This is a genomic window from Williamsia sp. Y853 (assembly GCF_056786495.1).
Genome location: NZ_JBXCJC010000001.1, coordinates 651,398 through 672,636, shown reverse-complemented (window position 1 = coordinate 672,636; position 21,239 = coordinate 651,398). Strand labels below are relative to the sequence as shown.

Below are 21,239 nucleotides of genomic sequence, written 5' to 3'. Positions count from 1 at the left end.
AATCTCAACAGTGTAGATCGTCTCCGGCCGCAGCCCGAATGCCGATCTCCATGCCCGATTGCGTGGACGGCCCACCAGGTCAGCGAACGTATCTGAGGAACAAAAAATCGTCATGTGCAAGGGCGTGCGCGAGGGTGAGGCCCCGCGGCTCGACGAGTCGACTCGCCGGGCGCGCCCGAGCGGTGCTTTCTTGGAGCCCGGCGAACTTCGGTGCCACCGTCAAACACAATTCGTCGACCAGGTCTGCGACGACCAGTGCGTCCAGCAATGTCGGACCGCCCTCGCACAGAATGTGTTTCAGCCCACGGTCTTTCAGCGCCGCGACTGCCTCCGAAAGATCGACGGTCTCGTCGCCGACAGCGATGACGTCGGCGCCGCAATCCTGCGCCCTGGTGCGCGCACGGGTGGTCGTGACGATGATCGGTGGGGGAGTGGCACCTATCAATCGTGAGGTTTCGGGCAGGACGCCGGTATTGGTGACCACCGCGATCGGCGGTGCGGTCATCGCCCCGCGCTGTTCACGTGCCCGCTGGTAGGCGTCTTTCAGGACCACCGGCCCGTAGTTCTCTGCACGCACGGTGCCGGCACCGACCAATACCACGTCGGCGAAGATTCTCATGGCCTTCAGCAGCGCTTGGTCGGTGGCACCCGAGATCTGACGCACCCGCCCGTCGAACGCCGCTTCCCCGTCGAGGCTCGTCACCATGTTCGCCCGGACGCCCACCGGCGGATCCCCGTACCAGTCGACGGCCAGCGCCATCGTGTCCACCTCACCGGAGGGCAACAACCGCACCGTTGAATCGCTCATGCGTCGTGTCCCGGCTCGAGGTCTCGGACATCGGAGAAACTCACCAGTTCCTGGGCAGCCGCGGGAGTTGTCGCACCGTCGAACGGTTCCACCAGCAGTCCTTCGTGGTCCCCGGCGTCGATTCTCCGGATGATTCGGCCCACGAACCACGCAGCGGCGTCATCGAGGATGGGCAAGCCATGCGGTCCTTCATGCCAATCGCATCGTTTGAACTTATCCACTTCGTCACCGGTCTCCGAACCGAACAGACGCGCGAGGTCGATGTCCTTACGGGCAAGGACGTGCACGGCGAGGTACTCCGCGTCCTGGACCACCCCAAAGGTGTGATTGCTCTTGGACACACCAACGAAAAACCGAGACGGACTGATGCTGGCCTGGCTCGCAAAGCCCACCAGACAGCCCGCCAACCGATCCGACGCGCGGGTCGTCACAACAAACATCGGATAATCCAACTGGTCCACCAGCTGCTCGAAAGCGGGTTCAGAGGAAGCCTGTTCACTCACCACTTGCTCATCCTTCGTCACACAATCACAAACATTCTTGGACACGTTCCGCTTTCAGTGTCTCCAACGGAGTAGAACGCAAACCTCACGGACAGATTTCGCCTGCCGGCGGGGGGATACGGATTTTGCGTCTGCCATCGCGTGGAACGTTTGCCTCCATTAGTCTCCACCCATGGCCGAGTGGGGGGAGGTCTGTGGGGATGATGCACGGACTGATGAGGAATTGCTTGCGGCTCACGTGGAGGGGGACTCCGATGCGTTCGGGATACTGATCACGCGGTTGCAGGGTCATTTGTGGGCGGTTGCGCGCCGGACCTCGCATTCGGACGAGGATGCGGCGGATGCTCTGCAAGACGCGCTGCTCAAAGCGCACCGGATGGCCCACGGGTTCCGCGCCGATGCCAAGGTCAGCTCGTGGATGCACCGCATCGTGGTCAACGCATGCCTCGACCGGATTCGCCACAACAAGTCGCGCCTGACGGTGCCGCTACCGGAGTTCGACATCTCCGAGCTCGCAGATCCCCACGACCAGCACGGTGACGTCGACCTGTCGGTCTCGATCGGCCGGGCTCTCGACGCCCTGCCCGCGGATCAACGAGCAGCCATCGTGGCCGTCGACATCGAGGGATATTCGGTGGCCGAGGCGTCGGCGCTCCTGGGTGTGCCCACCGGGACGATCAAGAGTCGTTGTGCGCGGGGACGCGCCAAACTTGCTGTGACACTGGGGCATCTGCGGCAGACCGCCGAAGAGTCCAACTCATAGACTGTCCATGCGGGCCTCGATGCCGGCAAAGATGACCTCGAGACCGAAGGTGAGTTCTTCGGTATAGAAGTCGCCGGGCGTGTTCGCCTCGTCTGTCACCGCCGCCACCAGGTGCGGATAGTCTTCGGGGGCAGCAAGTTTCACGATCGATTCCTCGTAGGAACCGTCGTCGGCGGTGACGCCGTGCTCCGTGACCGCACCCAACTGGATGGACTGGCGGACATGATTGCGCACAAATCCGTCGACGAGCAGAAGGGACGACAATTTCTGTTGGCCCGACATCGATGTCTCTTCGAAGGCCTGGAGTCCACATTCGGTCCAGCTCAACAGATTTGGGGTGATCGGCGCGGTGTGCATGGGCGCCGTCACGATCCAGGGTCGGGATATCAGCACCGTTGCGATCTCGCGCGCCCACCTCTCGAGTCGGGTACGCCAGTCTCCGGTGGCGGTCAAGGCGGGATCGGCGCGGCCGTAGGCGACGTCGAGCATCACCTGCTGCAGTTCCTCCCGGGAATCGACATAGCGGTACAGCGACATCGTGGTGAGCCCGAGGGTCTCGGCGACCGCCTTCATCGAGACCGAGTCCCAGCCCCGCTCATCGGCCAGCGCCACCGCCGCGGCTCCGATGTCTCCGATGGACAGCGACGGCTTGGGACCCCGACGACCGAGGACCTCTTGTCCCCAGAGGAGCTGCATATGACGCGGCATCGGTCGATCGTCGGTGGTCATGAGGTGATCCTACTAACTGCTTGCCATCTACACAGTTAGCTGCCTACTATCCGTGTACCACCTAAACAGTATCTTTCATACACAGTTTGGATACCGGATGCCCACCACCCGCTCACCATGGCTCGCTCTCACAGCCTTGTGCCTCCCGATGCTCATCGTCTCGATGGATGTATCGGTCCTGTTCTTCGCTGTACCGTTCATCTCCGCAGATCTCGATCCGTCGCCGGCTCAACAACTCTGGATCTTCGACATCTACGGATTCGTCCTGGCCGGCCTGCTCCTGACCATGGGCGCGGTTGCCGACCGGGTCGGACATCGCCGCCTGCTGCTCATCGGGGCAATCGGCTTCAGCATTGCCTCGCTGCTCGCGGCCTATGCGACCAGCGCCGAGATGCTCATCGGGGCCCGGGCGCTCCTTGCCGTCTCCGGCGCCACACTGATGCCGTCGACGCTGGCCCTGGTCCGGCACATCTTCATCGACGACACCCAGCGAGCGAAAGCCGTCGCCACCTGGACCGCCGTGATGACCGGGGGGGTTGCGGTCGGCCCGATCATCAGTGGTGTACTGCTGGAACACTTCTGGTGGGGATCAGTGTTCCTGATCAACATTCCGGTGATGGTGCTGCTGCTCGTGGTGGCCCCGGTCCTTCTCCCGGGTGACACCGGTGACCGGACGCGGCGGGTCGACATCATGAGCTCACTCCTGGCACTGGTCACCATCCTCCCGATCATCGAGGGCATCAAAACGCTCGCATCCGACGGTTGGGGTCCCGTGCGCGTCGCCTATCTGGTTGTGGGAGTTGCCGGCGGCCTGATGTTCGTGCGCCGTCAACAGCACCTGGCCGAGCCACTGGTCGACCTGACCCAATTTTCCGATCGGCGCTTCGCGACGACCATCTGGATCAACATGATCGCCATGTTCGGCATCCTCGGCAACGCCATCATCGTGACGCAGTATCTGCAGTCGGTCCTCGGTCAGTCACCGCTGGTCGCGGCGCTGTGGAGTCTGCTGCCCTCGGTCGCAATCGCCTTTGTCGCACCATTGACCGCGGTCCTGGCCACCCGGGTCGGTCGGCCGCCGGTGATGATCGGCGGGCTACTCGTGGCCGGTGGTGGCTTCGCAATACTGGCGACGTTCACAACAACCGACTCGTTGATAGCCGGCCTGATCGGAGCGACATTCCTGGCCGGTGGTCTGGTCGCCACCAGTGCCATGGTTTACGACTACGTGGTCGGGGTCGCGCCCGCGGAGCGTGCTGGTGCCGTGGCCGGGCTGCTCGAGACCACCACCGAACTCGGAGGTGCGCTGGGCATTGCGATCCTTGGCAGCGTCGTGAATATGGTGTACCGCAACACATTCGACTACTCGTACCCCGTGGACAACTCCGCGCGAGAGAGTCTGGGCGGTGCCCTCGCCGCAGTCCGGACATCATCTGCGGCAACCGGTGACGAGTTGGCGGCCGCAGCACGTACCGCGTTTGTGAACGGTCTGGTGGTTGCCTCGGTGGTCGGTGCGGTCGTTCTCGTACTCACCGCACTGGCCGCCATCCTCCTGCTCCGTCGACCCACCGACGCCGCGACTGCCCGGGCTGCGGTCTACTGAGGACATGGGTTTCACGCGCGCCGAACTCGAGTCGTATCGAGATGCGGTCATTCCCGACCTCGTCGGTCCGGGGTGCCGACTGCTGTTCGTCGGGATCAATCCGGGATTGTGGACAGCTGCGACCGGCGCGCATTTCGCACGTCCGGGCAACCGCTTCTATCCCGCGTTGGCCCGCGCCGGAATCGTCGATCGGGTGATCGACGCATCGAACGGATATCGCGAAGAAGACCGGGAACTGTTGTTGGACAGTGGTATCGGTATCACCAACCTGGTGCGTCGAGCAACGGCCCGCGCGGATGAGCTGACTCCCGAGGAACTCCAGACCGGTGGCGAACAGTTGGTGGACACTGTCCGGACAGTGTCCCCGAAGGTGATTGCAGTCGCCGGGATCACGGCATACCGCAGCGCATTCGGGGAGCGGAAGGCATCGTCAGGCCTTCAGGAACACACGATCGCGGGTGTCCCGGTGTGGGTGGTCCCCAACCCCAGCGGACTCAATGCCCATGCCACCATCGACTCACTTGCCGCCGACTACCGCGAGCCGGCCAGGGCCGCGGGAATCGTCCGATGACAACTGGTCCACCGAACTTCTGATTCAGAGGGAACCGACCGTGCCGCGACGACGTCCTAGCTGAGTATCGATATGACTGGCCATCGAGATGACGAGGGAAGCAGGGGTCCGCACGATGTTCGGTATCGGCAACCGAGTACACCCACACAGTGAGTTGCTCGACCCGCCCTACCCCATAGATGTGATCGCTGACCTGCACGCAGGGGTATACCCCGAAGACTTCGCGAAACTGCTGAAACCCCGGGTACTCGCCGATCCGGACGCCGGTGCCATCTGGGCGGCACTCGAGGCCACCACCGCCCAATTGGCCGAACTACCCGCCTCACCGATCCCGGTCCCGCCGTTCGCTCAGGAGCGGATCGATCAGACGCTCAGGACACTCGCAGAGGCCGACCGCGGCGGTGCACAGATCACCTGGCTCTCGCGCCATCGCGGCGCCGTCGCGTCGTCGCTCGCGGCAGCTGCCGCGGTGGTCGGGATCGCAGTCGCGGCCACCTTTGCCTTCACCGCCGATTCCCTCGACTCCGACCGGGCACCGGTGGCCACGGCACCCGACGCCACCGCCACCCTGACCCCCACCACGCCGGCGACAGCCACACTTCTCAGTGTCCTCGGCAGCAGCGAGAATGGGGGATTCGTGGACCGGGTAGCGCAGGATCGGTGTCTACTCGCCAATCAGATCCCACCGTCGACCCAAATATTGGGGTCCGGATCAATCGACAACGCCGGCAGTCGTGCCGTGGTGATCCTGCTGTCCACCGGCACGATGGGGACGTTCGACGCGCTGGTTGTCGGGACCGACTGCACCACGGGTAACCCGGCGACCATCAGCCGCACCACCATCGGCGACAAGTGAGGCGATCGCCACTGCAGCGACCAGACCGACCGGGGCAACAGCCAGATGTCCGGTGGCCACAGCCCACACCAGCGGCCCGACCGCAGCCACCAGGGCCGTGATCGCCCCGACCAGCAGACGATTGCCGCCTTGACCCCGCCCTCGCGCGATCGATCCGGGCACCAGGTGCATGAGTGCGGCCGCCAGTAGTACCGAGCCGATGAGGTCGCTGGGACGGTGCCAACCCCAGACCATCAGGTCCTGGGATACCAAGGTCAGCCACCCGACGCCGGCGATCGCCGCGACGGGCGCGATCGAACGTGGCGCGGCCCGGACGATCGCGGCCACACAACCCGCAGCGGCAGCGGCGTGCCCACTGGGGAAGGTGTTGGTCACCCATCCGAGCCCGTCGAACTCGGGGCGGGTCAGCAGATCATCGCGCAGAAACTGTGTGAGCACGATCCCGACAACCGGAAGAACAAGCAGCACAACAATACTCAGCCGACGACGGGCCATCAGACCCAATCCGATGATCGCCGCGGCCGAGACCACCCACAGCCTCAGGTCGGTGACCGAACCCAGACCGACAATGTGGGGGAGATCAGCGGTGGCGCCGGTCCCGCGTAGGGACAGGAAGGCCCGTTGATCGGCCCGCTGACCGACCGCGGTGTGTACTGCGACCAGATAGACGGCGACGATCGCGGCCGTCAGCGATACGACCCACAACACCGACGACAGCGACAGCTGTCCTCGGGATGCACGAAGTGGCGACGACCGATACATGCGCTCCATGGTGCCGCAAAACCCTGTGAGTCCTCTCAGGCACTGCGTCACGACCGTGTCCGGGAACAGAAGCCCTTAGGCTGATGTTTATAAAGCTGTCACCCAGTGAAAGAAAGTGGAGCATCGATGACCTCAGCAGGTACCGACACCGTCTACGACGTGATCATCATCGGATCAGGTCCGGCCGGCTACACGGCAGCCGTTTATGCAGCTCGCGCGGATCTCTCGCCCGTTGTATTCGAGGGCACACAGTTCGGCGGCGCGTTGATGACCACCACTGAGGTAGAGAACTTCCCGGGCTTCCAGAAGGGCATCCAGGGCCCCGAGTTGATGGAAGAAATGCGTGAGCAGGCGATCCGTTTCGGCGCTGACCTGCGCATGGAGGACGTCGACGCGGTCCGCCTGACCGGCGACATCAAGGAGATCGACGCCGGCGGCGAGACCTATCGCGCCAAAGCAGTCATCCTCGCCATGGGCGCAGCGGCCCGCTACCTCGACGTCCCCGGCGAGCAAGAACTGCTCGGACGTGGCGTTTCGGCCTGTGCGACCTGTGACGGCTTCTTCTTCCGCGACCAAGACATCGCCGTGATCGGCGGTGGCGATTCTGCGATGGAGGAGGCCACCTTCCTCACCAAGTTCGCACGCTCCGTCACCGTGATCCACCGTCGCGAAGAGTTCCGAGCGTCGAAGATCATGCTCGACCGGGCCCGCGCGAACGACAAGATCCGCTTTGTGACCAACACAACGATCGGGCGCGTTCTCGGCGAGACGTCGGTGGCCGGACTCGAGCTGGTCGACACCGTCACCGGTGAGACCTCGAAACTCGACGTGACCGGCATGTTCGTCGCCATCGGACACGACCCCCGCAGTGAACTGGTCAAGGGCCAGGTCGACCTCGATGCCGACGGTTATGTCCTGGTCGACGGTCGCACGACCTACACATCGCTGCCCGGAGTCTTTGCGTCCGGCGATCTGGTTGATCACACCTATCAGCAGGCCATCACCGCCGCCGGTTCCGGTTGCGCCGCGGCCATCGACGCCGAGCGCTGGCTCGCCGATCAGGCAGATTCGACCGAACCCGAAGTACCGGAAGCCGTCGGAGCAGTATCGGCCGCCGCCGGGGCCTGAACCACCCACCAACCGCAGGATCCGTTCAATTGAACGGCCTGCAAGCAGCTGTGAAAAGGAGAACACAATGGGAGCAAATACCGTGGTCGTCACCGATGCCACATTCAAGGAGCAGGTACTCGGAGCCGACAAGCCGGTCCTCGTAGACTTCTGGGCCACCTGGTGCGGACCGTGCAAGATGGTCGCCCCGGTCCTCGAGGAGATCGCCGGCGAGAATGCCGGGAAGATCACCGTCGCCAAGCTCGACGTGGACCAGAACCCCAACGTGGCCAGGGACTTTCAGATCATGTCGATCCCGACCATGATTCTGTTCGAAGACGGTAAGCCCACCAAGACCATCGTCGGAGCCAAGGGCAAGGCAGCTCTGCTGCGCGAGCTCGACGGGGTAATCGGCAAGTAAGATCGCCCCAGGGCGGCAACGGCCAGACATCAGAAGCGTGACCTTAAAGGTTCCGGACTGGTGCCTGGCCGTATTGGCTCTGTCATCCGATTGCTGAGACACTGACTAGCGAGTTCGTGTCCCGGCTCATCAGGTCCGTATTGTCGTCAGTCCGTGTTATTGCTAGAAGGAAGGCCACTCCGATGCCGTTGTTCCGGTTGGGGGATCACGGATCCGCTGTCGCCGAAATACGGGCAATCCTGACTAATCAGGGTTTGCTGGCCGACACCGTTCCCCTGTTGGGTCGGGTTGTCGACACAAACGGTTGGGCGCCGCCAGAAGCCGTCTTCGATGTCGAGACCGATCAGGCCGTTCGCGCATTTCAGCAGCAACGTGGACTGCTCGTCGACGGAGTCGTCGGCCCGGCCACCTTCGGCGCGCTTCATGAGGCTTCTTACCGCCTCGGCGCCCGGGTGCTGTTTTACCAGTTGTCTGCCCCCATGCATGGCGACGATGTGGCAACACTGCAATCCCGGCTGCAGAATCTCGGTTACTACACCGGTCTGGTCGACGGCCACTTCGGTGGCGACACCTACACCGCGCTGTGCAACTACCAGAGCGAGTTCGGCCTGAGCGCCGACGGCATCTGCGGACCGGCGACACTGCGATCTCTGGAACTGCTCGGAACCCGCGTCACCGGTGGTTCTCCCCACGCGATTCGCGAAGAGGAGCACGTCCGTCGTCTCGGACCGCAGCTGTCCGGCAAACGCATTGTCATCGATCCCGGTTCCGGTGGTGACCATCCCGGTGCCGATCCCGCCGAATCGGCCATCGAAGCCGAGATCCTCTGGGATCTCGCGCGCCGTCTCGAAGGCCGGATGATCGCAGCCGGCATGGAGACCTTCCTCTCGCGTGCCGAGGATCAGAACCCGTCGGACAAAGAGCGCGCCGAGATCGCGAATTCGATTGGCGGCGACCTACTTATCGCCTTGCGCTGTGCGCACTACCCGAACAGTCTGGCCAGTGGTGTCGCGTGCTTCCACTTCGGAACCTCGCATGGATCGACCTCCACGATCGGCCGTTCCCTCTCGGGCTTCATCCAGCGCGAGATCGTTGCCAGAACCGAACTGCGCGACTGCCGCTCGCATGAACGTACCTGGGATATTTTGCGCCGCAGCCGGATGCCCGCGGTCCAGTTGGACATCGGCTACATCAGCAATCTTCACGACGCCACCGAACTGAGCAATCCAGCAGTACGCGACACGATCGCCGAGGCAATTCTTGTCGCGGTCAAGCGCCTGTACCTGTTGGAACGCGACGACCAGCCCACCGGCACGTACACGTTCGCCGGATTGCTCGCGTCGGAACAGATTCCCCGCTAGTCCAGATTCTGCGCTGGGCACAACCTTTCGACCCCGGCCATACCCGAGCGAGTCAGGGCTGAGTCAGCGCCGGAGCATGTTTCGGCGTCCAACGGTCACCGCGGTACGTTCTCGACCGGCCACGTCGATAGCGGCCATCACAACCAACTTCTCGAGTGCGCTCTCGACGCCGGCTTTCCAACCGAGGTCACTGTCGAGCTCCAGCCGCAGCCGTGGGAATCGGTGATGTGCTGACACCACGTCGAAGCCTGATTCTTTGAGGAACTCCGCGTCGATCATGCAACGCGGGCAAATGGTCTCGTCGCCGACGATCTCTCCGTCGCCCTGTTCGACCTTCAGGTCGGCTCGCTCGGATCGCACGATCCCGAACGCCTCGATCGCGCGCACTCCACGACGGGTGAGGTCGACGATGACAGCCCGCACCAGATCCTCGGCGGCATTGTCATGACCGGGGTCCACCCACATCGAGGACAGGATCACAGCGTCGGCAGAAACCGGGGAAGTGGGGAAGAGGGCCGAGCGGGGGACACTGAGTGGAGAACCGTAGAACGCGGCTCCGACCACCTTGCCGGTCTTGCGATTGATCGCAACCTGTCCGCACGTGCCCCACTCGAGCAGGATCATCGAGACCCACGCTTCTTTGTCGAACTCGCTCGCGAATGGTTCTCCGCCCACCGTGTCGGGGATCAGCTTCGGTTGCATCTCCCAGAACACACAGCGCCGACCGTGCACGGGAAGTGACTCGAACCCGTCCATGGTGAGCGGCGTTATCGTTACCGACACGGACCCGCCGCCTCCTGAAAACACGTCATTGGACCAAATACTGCAAAGAACACGTCTCAGCATAAGCGATGGCGGAATCCGGTTCGCGCCGAGCGAGGGTGAACGTCAATTCTGTTGTTACAAAACATCTTTCAGCAATATCAGAGCTAATTGTCGGCATTGTTGTCACTGTGACGTTTCACCCGCACCCACCGGTACCCGAGATTTCGCGCTGAATTCTTCACCCTTGCGCGATGATGTCGACCAGTCGCTCGAGATCACCAACCGAGCCGAATTCGACCGTGATCTTGCCTTTGCGCTTGCCCATTGCGACCGTCACCCGGGTGTCGAGCTTGTCCGAAAGTCGCTCGGCCACGTCTTGTAGGCCGGGCATCTGAATCGGCTTCCGCTTCTGCGGGAGGGGAGTCTTGCCGTCCTCACGATTGGCCAATGTCACCGCTTCTTCGGTCGCACGCACCGACATGCCCTCCGCGATGATCCGGGCCGCCAGGACTTCTTGTGCGTCCGCGCCTGCCTCGAGCGAGAGCAGCGCCCGCGCATGGCCCGCCGAGAGTACGCCCGCGGCAACCCGGCGCTGAACCGGAATCGGAAGACGGAGCAGTCGGATCATGTTCGTGATCACCGGCCGCGAGCGCCCCAGTCGGCTCGCCAGTTCATCGTGGGTGACACCGAACTCTTCGAGCAGCTGTTGGTACGCCGCTGCTTCTTCCAGAGGGTTCAGCTGCACGCGGTGGATGTTCTCCAGCAGCGCGTCGCGCAGCATGTCGCCGTCTGCGGTCTCCCGGATGATCGCCGGGATCTTCTCCAGCCCGGCTTCCTGGCTGGCTCGCCACCGGCGCTCGCCCATGACGAGTTGGTACTCGACGTCGCCTTCGGGTTCGGCCAGTCGACGCACCACGATCGGCTGCATGAGCCCGAACTCGCGGATCGAGTGGATGAGTTCAGCCAGGGCCTCTTCATCAAATGCGGTACGCGGCTGCTGCGGATTGGGCTGAATCCGACCGGGTTCGATCTCTTGATAAATGGCTCCCACGTCATCGATCCCGTTCGGATCGGTGATGGATGGGGGAGTGGGTACCGGTGCACTTGCGGAGTCAGTGGACTCTGCAGCGGAGGGATCTCCGGTGCCGGAAGCAGTCCCGCTTCCTTCGGTGGTCGCGCCGGTACCAACAGCTGCATTTCCACCTCCGGCGCCGCCAGCATTACTGACGAGCGTTGCCGGGTCACCGGGATCCGCAGCAACGGCTCGGCCGCTGCCGAACATCACATCGGTGGCAGCCGAACCCATCCTCGGACCCTCAGTCGGACCGGTGGGGATCAGGGCCGCGAGTCCGCGCCCCAGTCCGCCTTTGCCGCGCGGGGGAGCTTTCACCGGCTTCGTCCCGCCCGGCGCCTTCGAAGTCTTCTTGTCGTCGGTCACAGCCGCCCCTCCAGTTCTTGTTCTGATCGGAATGCAAGCTCACGACCGGCGTCGAGGTAACTCATCGCTCCACGTGAACCCGGGTCGTACTCGATGATTGTGTTGCCGTATCCGGGGGCCTCAGAGACCTTCACGCTGCGCGGAATGACCGTGTTGAGGACACGGTCACCGAAGTGCTCACGGACGCTCTCAGCGACCTGATCCGCCAGTTTTGTCCGGCCGTCATACATCGTCAGGACAACGGTCGACACATGCAACGCGGGGTTCAGATGGGCCCGCACCAGGTTGATGTTCGAAAGCAATTGGCTCACACCCTCGAGGGCGTAGTACTCGCACTGGATCGGGATCAACACCTCCTGAGCGGCGACCATCGCATTGATGGTCAGCAGGCCGAGGGACGGCGGGCAATCAATGAGGACGAAGTCGAAGTCGTACTGTTCGAGCGTCTCCCGGTCGAGCGCATTGCGGAGGCGATTCTCGCGCGCCACCATCGACACGAGCTCGATCTCGGCGCCCGCCAGATCCAGCGTGGCAGGTACGCAGAAGAGACTCTCGTAACTTGTGCTCTGAACGATGGTATCGGCGAAAGGCACCTCGCCGATGAGAAGCTCATAGACGGAGGGGACACCCGAGCGATGATCAACTCCCAGCGCGGTACTCGCGTTGCCCTGAGGATCGAGATCGATCACCAGGACCTTGAGTTGATGCACGGCCAGTGCCGCCGCGAGGTTGACCGTCGTGGTGGTCTTACCGACGCCACCCTTCTGATTCGCGATCGTGATGATCCGCGTCTGTGAGGGTCGGGGGAGGGAACCATAGCCTCCCGGTGTCAATACCCGGCTGGCGCGTTCTGCCGCAGCAGCAATGGGTGTGTCGTAGTGGGGTTGGGGTTTGACCTCATACGCGCTGGTTTCACGTGAAACTGTTTCACGTGAAACATACGGTTCATTGGACACGCTTTCGCTCCTTCGGCTACGCCTACCGAACATTCTGCGCTCTGTCACCGACGTCCACCAATTCGAGTGGCAACAACAACTGTTGTCGGCGTTTCGAGTATCCCAGAACCACACGTCTCGACATGAAGGTTGGACAGTCCGATCCGCCCCAAGGTTCCCTGATGCTCGGAAATCTCTTCCGTAGCCGACGATCCCTTGATCGCCATCAGTCGGCCACCGGGCCGCAGTAGGGGAACGCACCACTTGGCCAAGCGGTCCAGCGGGGCAACCGCTCGGGAGGTCACCACATCGGCACCCCCGACGATCTTCTTGACCGTCTTCTCTTCCGCCCGGCCACGGACCACTTGCACATCAAGTCCGAGCTCCTCGACGACTTCCTCCAGGAAGGTCGCCCGGCGTAAGAGTGGCTCGACCAACGTCATCCGCACCGACGGCTTGGCGATAGCCACGGCCACGCCCGGCAGGCCGGCGCCACTACCGATATCGACCACATTCTCGCCGTCGGACAGGAGGTCTCCGATCACGGCGCAATTCAACACGTGACGGATCCACAACCGGTCCACTTCCCGTGGTCCGATCAGCCCGCGCTCGACACCGGCCCCGGCCAAACTCGACCAATATCGTTCTGCGAGCGGCAAGCGTTCACCGAACACCGCCTGCGCGGCAGCCAACGTCTTCTCACCCTCGGGACCATCAAACTCTGCTGACAACGTCATCCTCCGTTTCACGTGAAACATCACCGCGTCTGGTGCGGGCACCGAACGCGGACGAGCAAACTACATCGGTGTAACTAGTGCTGCACCAAGTGCTGCACCAAGCATCGATAACGCAATGGGCCCCGGCGAAACCGCCGGGGCCCATCGCATCAAACATTTGGAGATCAGGACTTGAGCACTACAACACGGCGGTTGGGTTCGGTGCCTTCGCTCTCGGAGTACACACCCTCGACTGCGGCAACCGCGTCGTGGACGATCTTGCGCTCGAAGGGGGACATCGGGTCGAGGGTCTCGCGCTCGCCGGCCTCGAGGACACGCTCGGCGACCTCGGTACCCAGCTTGGCCAACCGCTCCCGACGATCCGCACGCCACCGCGCCACGTCCAGCATGAGCCGACTGCGGTCACCGGTGGTGCGCTGCACGGCGAGCCGTGTCAGTTCCTGGAGCGCATCGAGGATCTCACCGTTCTTGCCCACCAGCTTCACGAGATCGGATCCGCCGTCAATGCTGACGATCGCCCGGTCTCCGTCGACATCAAGGTCGATGTCTCCATCGAAATCGAGGACGTCGAGCAGCTGCTCCAGGTAGTCGCCGGCGATTTCGCCTTCTTCTACCAAACGCTCCTCGTCGGACATCTCCGGCTCATCCGACGCCGAATCCTCGGTGGCAGTGTCATCGGCAGCAGTCTCTTCGTTCACGTCTTCGACAGCGACGTCTTTGGTCTCTGCACTCATCGCAATACCTCGCTTTGTACTCTTCCGGGGAGCTGACCTCGCATTGTGTCAGCGCCTTTTCTTACGTCGTGGTTGGTTGCTGCTCGGGCGTCCACCGGCGGGCTTCTTCGCATTGTTCGAAGCGGGGGAGCCGGCGGCCTTGGTTTTGTCGGGCGTCTTCTTGGTACCCGGAGAATCCTTGGCTGGGGTTGTGTCGTCGGCGGCGGTGTCATCACCGTCGGCCTCTGAGTCACCCTTGGACAGATCGACAGCATCAGCCTTGGCGGTGTCTGCCGCCTTACCCTTGGCGACGGGCTTTGCTCCCGGCTTCGGCTTGGCGGACACAGCCGGCTTGGCGCCGGGCTTGGGTGCGTTCTGCGACCGCTTCTCCAGCTTTGCGGCCTTCTCTTCTTCTTCTTCTTCTTCGATCCGACCGAAGACGATGTGCTGCTGTCCGTAGGTCCAGAGGTTGTTCGAGACCCAGTACAGGAGGATCGCGACGGGGAAGAAGGCACCGGACACCAGGATGCCCAGGGGGAAGACGTAGAGCGCGAGCTTGTTCATGATCCGCGTCTGCGGGTTCTCAAGCGCCGCTTCGCTCTGGCGCGCCACGGAGGCCCGCGAGTTCATGTGCGTCGCGATGGACGAGATGATCACCAGCGGGATCACCAAGATGATGATGTTCGCGCGCGTGAAGTCGATGACGCCGTTGGCGCTGAACGCCACCCATTCGGTCTCGGGCTGGCTGATTGCGGCCGACAGTGGCACGCCGAACAGACGGGCGTCGAGGAAGTTCTGAACGAGTTCAGGACTGAAGATGTAGTTGGCGGTATTCCGGGTCTCTTCGGCCGTCATGCCGAGCTGGCCGAAACCGGTACCCATCCGGTTGAACGAACGCAACACGTGGAACAGACCGATGAACACCGGGATCTGCGCCAGCATCGGGAGGCAGCCGAGTAGGGGATTGAACCCGTGCTCCTTCTGGAGCTTCTGCATCTCCTCGGTCATCTTGACCCGGTCTTTGCCGTACTTCTTGCGGATCGCCTGCATCTGCGGCTGGATCTCTTGCATTTTCCGCGTGGTGCGGATCTGCTTCACAAAAGGCTTGTAGAGGATGGCGCGCAAAGTGAAGACCAGGAAGATGACCGATAACGCCCAAGCGATACCGTCCCAGCCTGGGGTATCTGGCATCACCTGGCTGAACAGCCAGTGCCATACCCACATGATCGCCGAAACCGGCCAGTAAATGAAATCGAGCACGTCGTCAGTTCCTCACTGTTACAACACAATTCGACTCTGCAGCCGAAGAAGATCGGTCCAGATCCCGCTCGCTGCCCGATGTCGCATAATCATCGGGTTCAGCTTGGTGCCTGCAACGGCGCTCCGGGATCGGGTCATAGCCCGGTTTGTGCCAGGGTCCACATTTCGCAAGCCGCACGATGGACAGCAGACCGCCTCGGAAGAATCCGAACTCGGTCAATGCCTCGACGGCGTAAGTACTGCAGCTCGGTTCAAAACGGCAGGTCGGTAGCCGCATCGGGGAGACCCACGTGCGATAGAGCTCGATCAAGAAGATGACAGCCCGGCGCGGCCACATCGCCACCAGGTGACGAAAACCCGCTGCCGCGCTCATCACGCAATCGATTCGATACGGCGTTGAGCCTTACTCAATGCACCGACAAGTTGCTGTTCCAACTCTGGCTCCGAACAGGTGGCACTACCGGGTAACGCCCGGATAACCACCATTGTGGTCGGCTCACACTGGGCGAGCAACGACCGGCAGGCCGCACGCAGCCGGCGTGACACCGCATGACGGGTCACGGAATTGCCCACCGACTTACCCACGATCAATCCGATTCGTGGTCCGCCAGTGGTGACAAAATCCGGGTGCGACGGCCTGTAAACATGCGCAACCACATCACGCCGACCAACCCGCACCCCATTTTTCAGAGTGCGGGTGAAGTCCGATCGCCGGGTGATCCGGTTGGGCGGAGCCAACACGAGTTGCTGCGGCCTGCTACGCGGGCTGCGGTTCCGTGCCGACTCAGGCCGTCAAGCTCGTGCGTCCCTTGCCACGACGTGCATTGACGATCGCGCGTCCAGCGCGAGTACGCATACGCAGCCGGAAGCCATGCACGCGTGAACGACGACGGTTGTTTGGTTGGAAAGTCCGCTTGCCCTTGGCCACGGCCAAATCTCCTCATGGTGATGGGCTCGCTTACACAATTTGAGCCCAGCTTGTTAATCGGTGGTCTGTTCGCTACCTCGAAGCATCGGACGGGCGAGCAACCTTTGTACCGGTGTGCTCACCGCAGCCGGAATCGACGTTCGGCGACCGTTCGAGACTACTGATGACGGGCGGGCGGGTCAAACCGCCCCGAAAGTGCCGAACCACCCCCGACCTGCGAAATCGACGATCGACACGCCTCGGGGCAACGGATTCTTGCCTTTACCTGCAAGATGTGGTTTTCGGTTGTGACCCCTGACCAATGTCTGTTAACTTCACCGAAGCTATCCACCCGGGGCGGAATCGCGATCACCCATCTGGGGTTCGCTGTTGTCTCGCTGTTGTTCCACACCTGTGGATAACGGTGTGGACAATTGGTGACGAACCCACCAGGAGGGATGACCATGCCAGCCGATTCCGATCACGATTCTTTCACAGTGATCTGGAACAAAGTCGTAACCGAGCTCAACGATGACAGCACCGGAAACCGACTTCCACTCTCGAAACAACAGAAGGCCTGGCTCTCGCTGGTCCGGCCGTTGACGCTTGCCGAGGGCTTTGCACTTCTGACCGTTCCGACCCAACGTGTGCAGGAACAGATCGAACGCGGACTACGCGAACCGATCGTGACCGCGCTGAGTCGGCATCTGGGCTATTCCGTCGACCTCGGTGTGCGGATCGATCCGATCGCCGCCGCCGACACCCTCTTCGATCCGTATGAAGCCGATCGCGCGAAATCCGAGCGCGCCGAGAACAAAAAGGCTCCAGCCGGGCAGCCGGCAGCCGCTTCCGGTTCTGTCGCGACGGGTTCGGCCGGACCCGGCCAGGTTTCGCCGGAACCCGCGGGCGCACGCCCCGAAGAGGGCGACAACCGATACCTGCAGTCCGTTCCGCCGCTACCCCCCGAAACCTTCGCCTCCCGCGACCGTGATCTCGGTCGCACCGGGGCCGCCGAGTGGTCCGGCTACTTTTCCGCGGCGTCATCGAAGTCTGATTCGAGCGGTGACTCGAGCCTGAACTCGAAGTACACCTTCGATACCTTCGTCATCGGTGCCTCGAACCGTTTTGCCCACGCCGCGGCTGTGGCCATCGCCGAAGCACCGGCGCGTGCATACAACCCGCTGTTCATCTGGGGTGAATCCGGACTGGGTAAAACCCACCTGCTCCATGCCGCCGGTCACTACGCGCAGCGACTGTTCCCCGGTATGCGGGTGAAGTACGTCTCCACCGAAGAGTTCACCAACGACTTCATCAACTCGCTTCGTGATGACCGCCGGGTGGCCTTCAAGCGCCGATACCGCGACATGGATGTACTCCTCGTCGACGACATCCAGTTCCTCGAAGGCAAAGAAGGTATCCAGGAAGAGTTCTTCCACACCTTCAACACACTGCACAACGCGAACAAGCAGATCGTCGTGTCGTCTGATCGACCCCCCAAACAGCTTGCAACACTTGAGGATCGACTCCGTACCCGCTTTGAATGGGGTCTGATCACCGACGTTCAGCCGCCGGAGCTCGAGACCCGCATCGCCATCTTGCGCAAGAAGGCGCAGATGGATCAGATCCGGGTACCCGACGATGTGCTCGAGCTGATCGCCTCGAAGATCGAGCGGAACATCCGCGAACTCGAAGGTGCGCTCATCCGCGTGACGGCGTTCGCCTCGCTGAATCACTCCGAACTCGACACCGCGCTGGCCGATGTGGTGCTCCAAGCCCTGCTACCGGACTCGGCAAGCCTGGAGATCACCGCCGCCACGATCCTTGCCGTCAACGCCGAGTACTTCGACATCAGCCTCGAGGAACTCCGCGGACCCGGTAAGACCCGGTCCATCGCGCAGGCCCGTCAGATCGCCATGTACCTCTGTCGTGAGCTCACGGACCTCTCGCTACCGAAGATCGGTGAGACCTTCGACCGTGACCACACAACCGTCATGTACGCCGACAAGAAGATCCGTAAGGAAATGGCCGAACGCAGACGCGTCTACGACCAGGTGCAGGAACTGACCGCACGGATCAAACAGCGCTCACGCCGTTAGACGACAGCACGACAGCACGACAGAGAAGACCCCACAGCGGGCGGCCATCAGGCCGCCCGCTGTTCTGTTTGTGCGCCGGAGAACCCGCTCTCCGGGGCACCGTGAACGCCCGCATCAAAGCGTCCGTGCGAGCGGTCGTCAACGGTCGCACGAACCCGTCCGAACGACCACACCCTCAACCTCTGGTCGAGACTTGTCATCCGTGGGATCTCACAAATCGGCGCTCTACTCGTTGTCGCCAGCCTGTGTACAACTCCGTGGATAACTCCGAATTTCTGTGGATAAGCGGTGCACGTTTCCCCAAACTCCAAGGTCTGTGCACATGCCGGTCATGTTGGTCCCCCAACCACCAAGAATTCGCTACCAACCCCTCAGCCGCCCTCACCTGGCAAATTTGGTACCTATCCACAAATTCACAGTGCCTACTATGAATACGAATTTATCCATCAACAAATCTCTTTAAAAGCAGTGCTGTGCACAAACTGCTCCACACCCGCTGCCGACAAACCATCCATCGATGTCCCTGAGCACCCCCATCGGCACCGAATACTTGGGATCCGCCTTAGAGTGGAGACCCTGACGCCTGCGCTCGTCGGATGTTCTGCGTCCGCAGGCAACCTGATGCGCATCGGAAAGTTCAATCAAGAAGGGCAAGCTGGAGACTATGAAGTTTCGGGTGACTCGTGACGAGTTTGCAGATTCGGTCGCGTGGGTTGCGCGCAGTCTGCCCAGCCGACCACCGGTACCGGTGCTCGGTGGAGTCCTGCTGACCGTGACCGATGCGGGTTTGTCCGTATCGGGATTTGATTTTGAGGTATCTGCGCAGGTCAACGTGTCCGCAGAAGTCGCTGATGAGGGCCAGGTCCTGGTCTCGGGCAAGTTGTTGGCCGACATCACCCGTGCCCTCCCGGCCAAGCCTGTCGATGTGCAGCTCGACGGGACCCGCGTTGCGATCGTCTGCGGTAGTGCCAAGTTCTCGCTGCCCACGATGCCTGTCGAGGACTACCCCCAGCTCCCGGACGTGCCCGACAAGACCGGATCGATCCCGGCGGATGTCTTTTCCGAGGCCATCACCCAGGTTGCCATCGCAGCCGGCCGCGACGACACGTTGCCGATGCTCACCGGAATCCGACTCGAGATCGACGGCACCAAGGTTGTCCTGGCGGCGACCGACCGGTTCCGGCTCGCTGTCCGTGAGCTCACCTGGACCCCTGAGGTCGCCGACACGACCTCCGCGGTCCTCGTCCCGGCCAAGACCTTGTCCGAAGCCGCAAAAACCGCAGGTGCCGACGGCAGCTCTGCTGTCGGGTTGGCCTTCGGTTCCGGTGGCAGCATCGGTGCCGACGGCCTTCTGGGCATCGTCGGTTCCGGACGACGGACCACAACTCGTCTCCTCGATGCCGAGTTCCCGAAGTTCCGTCAGCTACTGCCCGCGACCCACACCTCCGTCGCATCCATCGAGATCGCGCCGTTGACCGAGGCCATCAAGCGTGTGGCCCTTGTCGCCGAGCGTGGCGCCCAGGTGCGTTTGGAGTTCGGTGAGGATTCGGTGCTGCTCACCGCCGGTGGCGATGACGCCGGCCGCGCCGAGGAGCAGGTCGACGTGAAGTTTTACGGCGAGCCGCTCACCATCGCCTTCAATCCGGGATATCTGCTGGACGGACTGAGTTCGCTGCACTCGTCGACGGTCGACTTCGGGTTCACCACCCCGTCGCGGCCGGCCGTGCTGCGTCCGGGCTCCGACAGCGAGCCGTCCCCTGACGGCAACGGTGCCTACGCTGCACCGAGCAGCGAATACACCTACCTGTTGATGCCGGTTCGTCTGCCCGGTTGAGTCGCCCGCTGACACGGTGCTCGGGCGAAAAACCTGCGCAGCTGACCGGACCGGATCCTAAATGAGGGAGGCGCCGCCAGAGTCGAGTCAGACGATGAGCGTCGGCCCGACCGAGATTGTCCGCGAGCACCGTGATCGGTACGAAGATGGGGACGACCATGCAGATGGGTTTGGTGGGACTGGGAAAGATGGGTGGCTTCATGCGCACCCGGGTCCGGGACGCGGGCATCGAAGTGGTGGGTTACGACCCGAGACCTGAGGTCTCGGACGTTGCCTCGCTCACCGAACTCGCCGGTGCGCTCCCCGCTCCCCGGATCGTGTGGGTGATGGTGCCCGCGGGTGAAGCAACCCGCTCGACCGTGCGTGACCTCGCCGATGTCTTGTCTCCCGGAGATCTGGTCATCGACGGCGGAAACTCCAAATACACCGATGATGCAGTCAATGCAGAACTGTTGGCCGCGAACGGAATCAAGTACATCGACTGTGGTGTATCCGGTGGTGTCTGGGGTTTGGAGAACGGCTACGGATTGATGTGTGGTGGCGCGAACGAAGATGTGGAGCGGGCCATGCCCATCTTCGATGCGCTTCGCCCACCGGGAGAACGTGCCGATGGATTTGTCCACGCAGGCAAGGTCGGTGCCGGGCATTACGCCAAGATGGTGCACAACGGCATCGAATACGGACTGATGCACGCCTACGGCGAGGGCTACGAAATCCTCGAAGCCGAGCCACTCATCGAAGATGTCGCCGGAACCCTCCGTGCCTGGACCAACGGCACCGTTGTCCGCTCGTGGCTTCTCGAACTTCTGGTGAAGGCTCTCCAAGAAGATCCTGGACTGGCCGAAATACATGACTACACAACAGATTCCGGTGAAGGACGATGGACGGTCGAGGAAGCGATCAAGCATTCGGTCCCGGCCAACGTGATCTCTGCGGCCTTGTTCGCCCGCTTCGGCTCTCGTCAAGAAGGTGGTTCGCCTGCACTCAAGGCGGTGTCGGCGCTGCGTCAACAATTCGGTGGGCACTCGGTGGTCCAGAAGTCGACAACATGACCGGGAGTTGATGGGGCG

At 62.4% G+C, this 21,239-nt stretch carries 22 protein-coding genes; 9 read left to right on the top strand and 13 right to left on the bottom strand.

Annotated features, from left to right (window positions below; genetic code table 11):
* Nucleotides 1–79: 79 nt before the first annotated feature.
* Nucleotides 80–808 (bottom strand): pyrimidine reductase family protein, encoded by a 729-nt coding sequence (locus AC1TPF_RS03335; RefSeq protein WP_482136521.1) that lies wholly within the window; start codon nt 806–808, stop codon nt 80–82.
* Nucleotides 805–1,248: a flavin reductase family protein gene (locus AC1TPF_RS03330; RefSeq protein WP_482144011.1), complete on the bottom strand. Its 444-nt coding sequence runs from the start codon at nt 1,246–1,248 to the stop codon at nt 805–807. The genes AC1TPF_RS03335 and AC1TPF_RS03330 overlap by 4 nt, the downstream gene beginning before the upstream one ends.
* A 235-nt stretch (nt 1,249–1,483) precedes the next feature.
* Between AC1TPF_RS03330 and sigM the strand changes: the two genes are divergently transcribed.
* A complete protein-coding gene (gene sigM, locus AC1TPF_RS03325; protein ID WP_482142621.1) occupies nt 1,484–2,074 on the top strand; it encodes an RNA polymerase sigma factor SigM in 591 nt (196 codons plus the stop codon).
* Here sigM and AC1TPF_RS03320 read toward each other — a convergent pair.
* Nucleotides 2,069–2,803 carry a TetR/AcrR family transcriptional regulator gene (locus tag AC1TPF_RS03320; protein ID WP_482142620.1) on the bottom strand — a complete coding sequence of 245 codons (735 nt, stop codon included), beginning with the start codon at nt 2,801–2,803 and terminating at the stop codon, nt 2,069–2,071. The two genes, sigM and AC1TPF_RS03320, sit on opposite strands and share 6 nt — an antisense overlap.
* A 97-nt stretch (nt 2,804–2,900) precedes the next feature.
* Here AC1TPF_RS03320 and AC1TPF_RS03315 point away from each other — a divergent pair, with 97 nt between their 5' ends.
* Together AC1TPF_RS03315 and AC1TPF_RS03310 are read left to right on the top strand one after the other, a co-directional pair.
* Nucleotides 2,901–4,406 (top strand): MFS transporter, encoded by a 1,506-nt coding sequence (locus AC1TPF_RS03315; protein WP_482142619.1) that lies wholly within the window; start codon nt 2,901–2,903, stop codon nt 4,404–4,406.
* A 4-nt stretch (nt 4,407–4,410) separates the two neighbouring features.
* The gene (locus tag AC1TPF_RS03310) at nt 4,411–4,977 is read left to right on the top strand and encodes a mismatch-specific DNA-glycosylase (protein ID WP_482136526.1); all 567 of its coding nucleotides are present in this window, start codon (nt 4,411–4,413) and stop codon (nt 4,975–4,977) included.
* A gap of 712 nt (nt 4,978–5,689) precedes the next feature.
* Here AC1TPF_RS03310 and AC1TPF_RS03305 read toward each other — a convergent pair.
* Nucleotides 5,690–6,595: a phosphatase PAP2 family protein gene (locus tag AC1TPF_RS03305; protein ID WP_482136527.1), complete on the bottom strand. Its 906-nt coding sequence runs from the start codon at nt 6,593–6,595 to the stop codon at nt 5,690–5,692.
* A gap of 126 nt (nt 6,596–6,721) precedes the next feature.
* On the opposite strand from AC1TPF_RS03305, the gene trxB reads away from it, so the two are divergent.
* The 3 genes from trxB (at nt 6,722) to AC1TPF_RS03290 (ending at nt 9,484) form a co-directional block, all read left to right on the top strand.
* Nucleotides 6,722–7,723, top strand: coding sequence for a thioredoxin-disulfide reductase (trxB, locus tag AC1TPF_RS03300; protein ID WP_482136528.1), 1,002 nt, complete (start codon nt 6,722–6,724; stop codon nt 7,721–7,723).
* Between the two features lie 67 nt (nt 7,724–7,790).
* Entirely contained in the window at nt 7,791–8,123 is a 333-nt protein-coding gene (gene trxA, locus AC1TPF_RS03295; RefSeq protein WP_482136529.1) for a thioredoxin, read from the top strand.
* A 182-nt stretch (nt 8,124–8,305) separates the two neighbouring features.
* Nucleotides 8,306–9,484, top strand: coding sequence for an N-acetylmuramoyl-L-alanine amidase (locus AC1TPF_RS03290; RefSeq protein WP_482136530.1), 1,179 nt, complete (start codon nt 8,306–8,308; stop codon nt 9,482–9,484).
* A gap of 63 nt (nt 9,485–9,547) precedes the next feature.
* Here AC1TPF_RS03290 and AC1TPF_RS03285 read toward each other — a convergent pair whose 3' ends face one another.
* The 9 genes from AC1TPF_RS03285 to rpmH form a co-directional block, all read right to left on the bottom strand.
* Nucleotides 9,548–10,267, bottom strand: a complete 720-nt coding sequence (locus AC1TPF_RS03285) for a hypothetical protein (RefSeq protein WP_482136531.1) — start codon at nt 10,265–10,267, stop codon at nt 9,548–9,550.
* Between the two features lie 220 nt (nt 10,268–10,487).
* Complete coding sequence (locus AC1TPF_RS03280; protein WP_482137295.1) at nt 10,488–11,639, bottom strand: ParB/RepB/Spo0J family partition protein; 1,152 nt, start codon at nt 11,637–11,639, stop codon at nt 10,488–10,490.
* 44 nt (nt 11,640–11,683) lie between these two features.
* A complete protein-coding gene (locus AC1TPF_RS03275; RefSeq protein ID WP_482137296.1) occupies nt 11,684–12,676 on the bottom strand; it encodes a ParA family protein in 993 nt (330 codons plus the stop codon).
* An 11-nt stretch (nt 12,677–12,687) separates the two neighbouring features.
* A complete protein-coding gene (gene rsmG / locus AC1TPF_RS03270; RefSeq protein ID WP_482137297.1) occupies nt 12,688–13,380 on the bottom strand; it encodes a 16S rRNA (guanine(527)-N(7))-methyltransferase RsmG in 693 nt (230 codons plus the stop codon).
* A gap of 143 nt (nt 13,381–13,523) precedes the next feature.
* Entirely contained in the window at nt 13,524–14,093 is a 570-nt protein-coding gene (locus AC1TPF_RS03265) for a Jag family protein (RefSeq protein ID WP_482136532.1), read from the bottom strand.
* A gap of 48 nt (nt 14,094–14,141) precedes the next feature.
* Entirely contained in the window at nt 14,142–15,332 is a 1,191-nt protein-coding gene (gene yidC, locus AC1TPF_RS03260) for a membrane protein insertase YidC (RefSeq protein WP_482136533.1), read from the bottom strand.
* A 4-nt stretch (nt 15,333–15,336) separates the two neighbouring features.
* Nucleotides 15,337–15,705, bottom strand: a complete 369-nt coding sequence (gene yidD, locus AC1TPF_RS03255) for a membrane protein insertion efficiency factor YidD (RefSeq protein WP_482136534.1) — start codon at nt 15,703–15,705, stop codon at nt 15,337–15,339.
* Complete coding sequence (rnpA, locus tag AC1TPF_RS03250) at nt 15,705–16,073, bottom strand: ribonuclease P protein component (protein WP_482136535.1); 369 nt, start codon at nt 16,071–16,073, stop codon at nt 15,705–15,707. Before rnpA ends, yidD begins: the two co-directional genes overlap by 1 nt.
* Nucleotides 16,074–16,116: 43 nt before the next feature.
* Nucleotides 16,117–16,260 (bottom strand): 50S ribosomal protein L34, encoded by a 144-nt coding sequence (gene rpmH, locus AC1TPF_RS03245; RefSeq protein ID WP_482136536.1) that lies wholly within the window; start codon nt 16,258–16,260, stop codon nt 16,117–16,119.
* A 443-nt stretch (nt 16,261–16,703) separates the two neighbouring features.
* Between rpmH and dnaA the strand changes: the two genes are divergently transcribed.
* From dnaA to gnd, 3 genes are all read left to right on the top strand, one after another.
* Complete coding sequence (dnaA, locus tag AC1TPF_RS03240) at nt 16,704–18,335, top strand: chromosomal replication initiator protein DnaA (protein WP_482136537.1); 1,632 nt, start codon at nt 16,704–16,706, stop codon at nt 18,333–18,335.
* Between the two features lie 664 nt (nt 18,336–18,999).
* The gene (gene dnaN, locus AC1TPF_RS03235; RefSeq protein ID WP_482136538.1) at nt 19,000–20,169 is read left to right on the top strand and encodes a DNA polymerase III subunit beta; all 1,170 of its coding nucleotides are present in this window, start codon (nt 19,000–19,002) and stop codon (nt 20,167–20,169) included.
* A gap of 158 nt (nt 20,170–20,327) precedes the next feature.
* Nucleotides 20,328–21,221 (top strand): phosphogluconate dehydrogenase (NAD(+)-dependent, decarboxylating), encoded by an 894-nt coding sequence (gnd, locus tag AC1TPF_RS03230; RefSeq protein WP_482136539.1) that lies wholly within the window; start codon nt 20,328–20,330, stop codon nt 21,219–21,221.
* Nucleotides 21,222–21,239 lie beyond the last annotated feature (18 nt).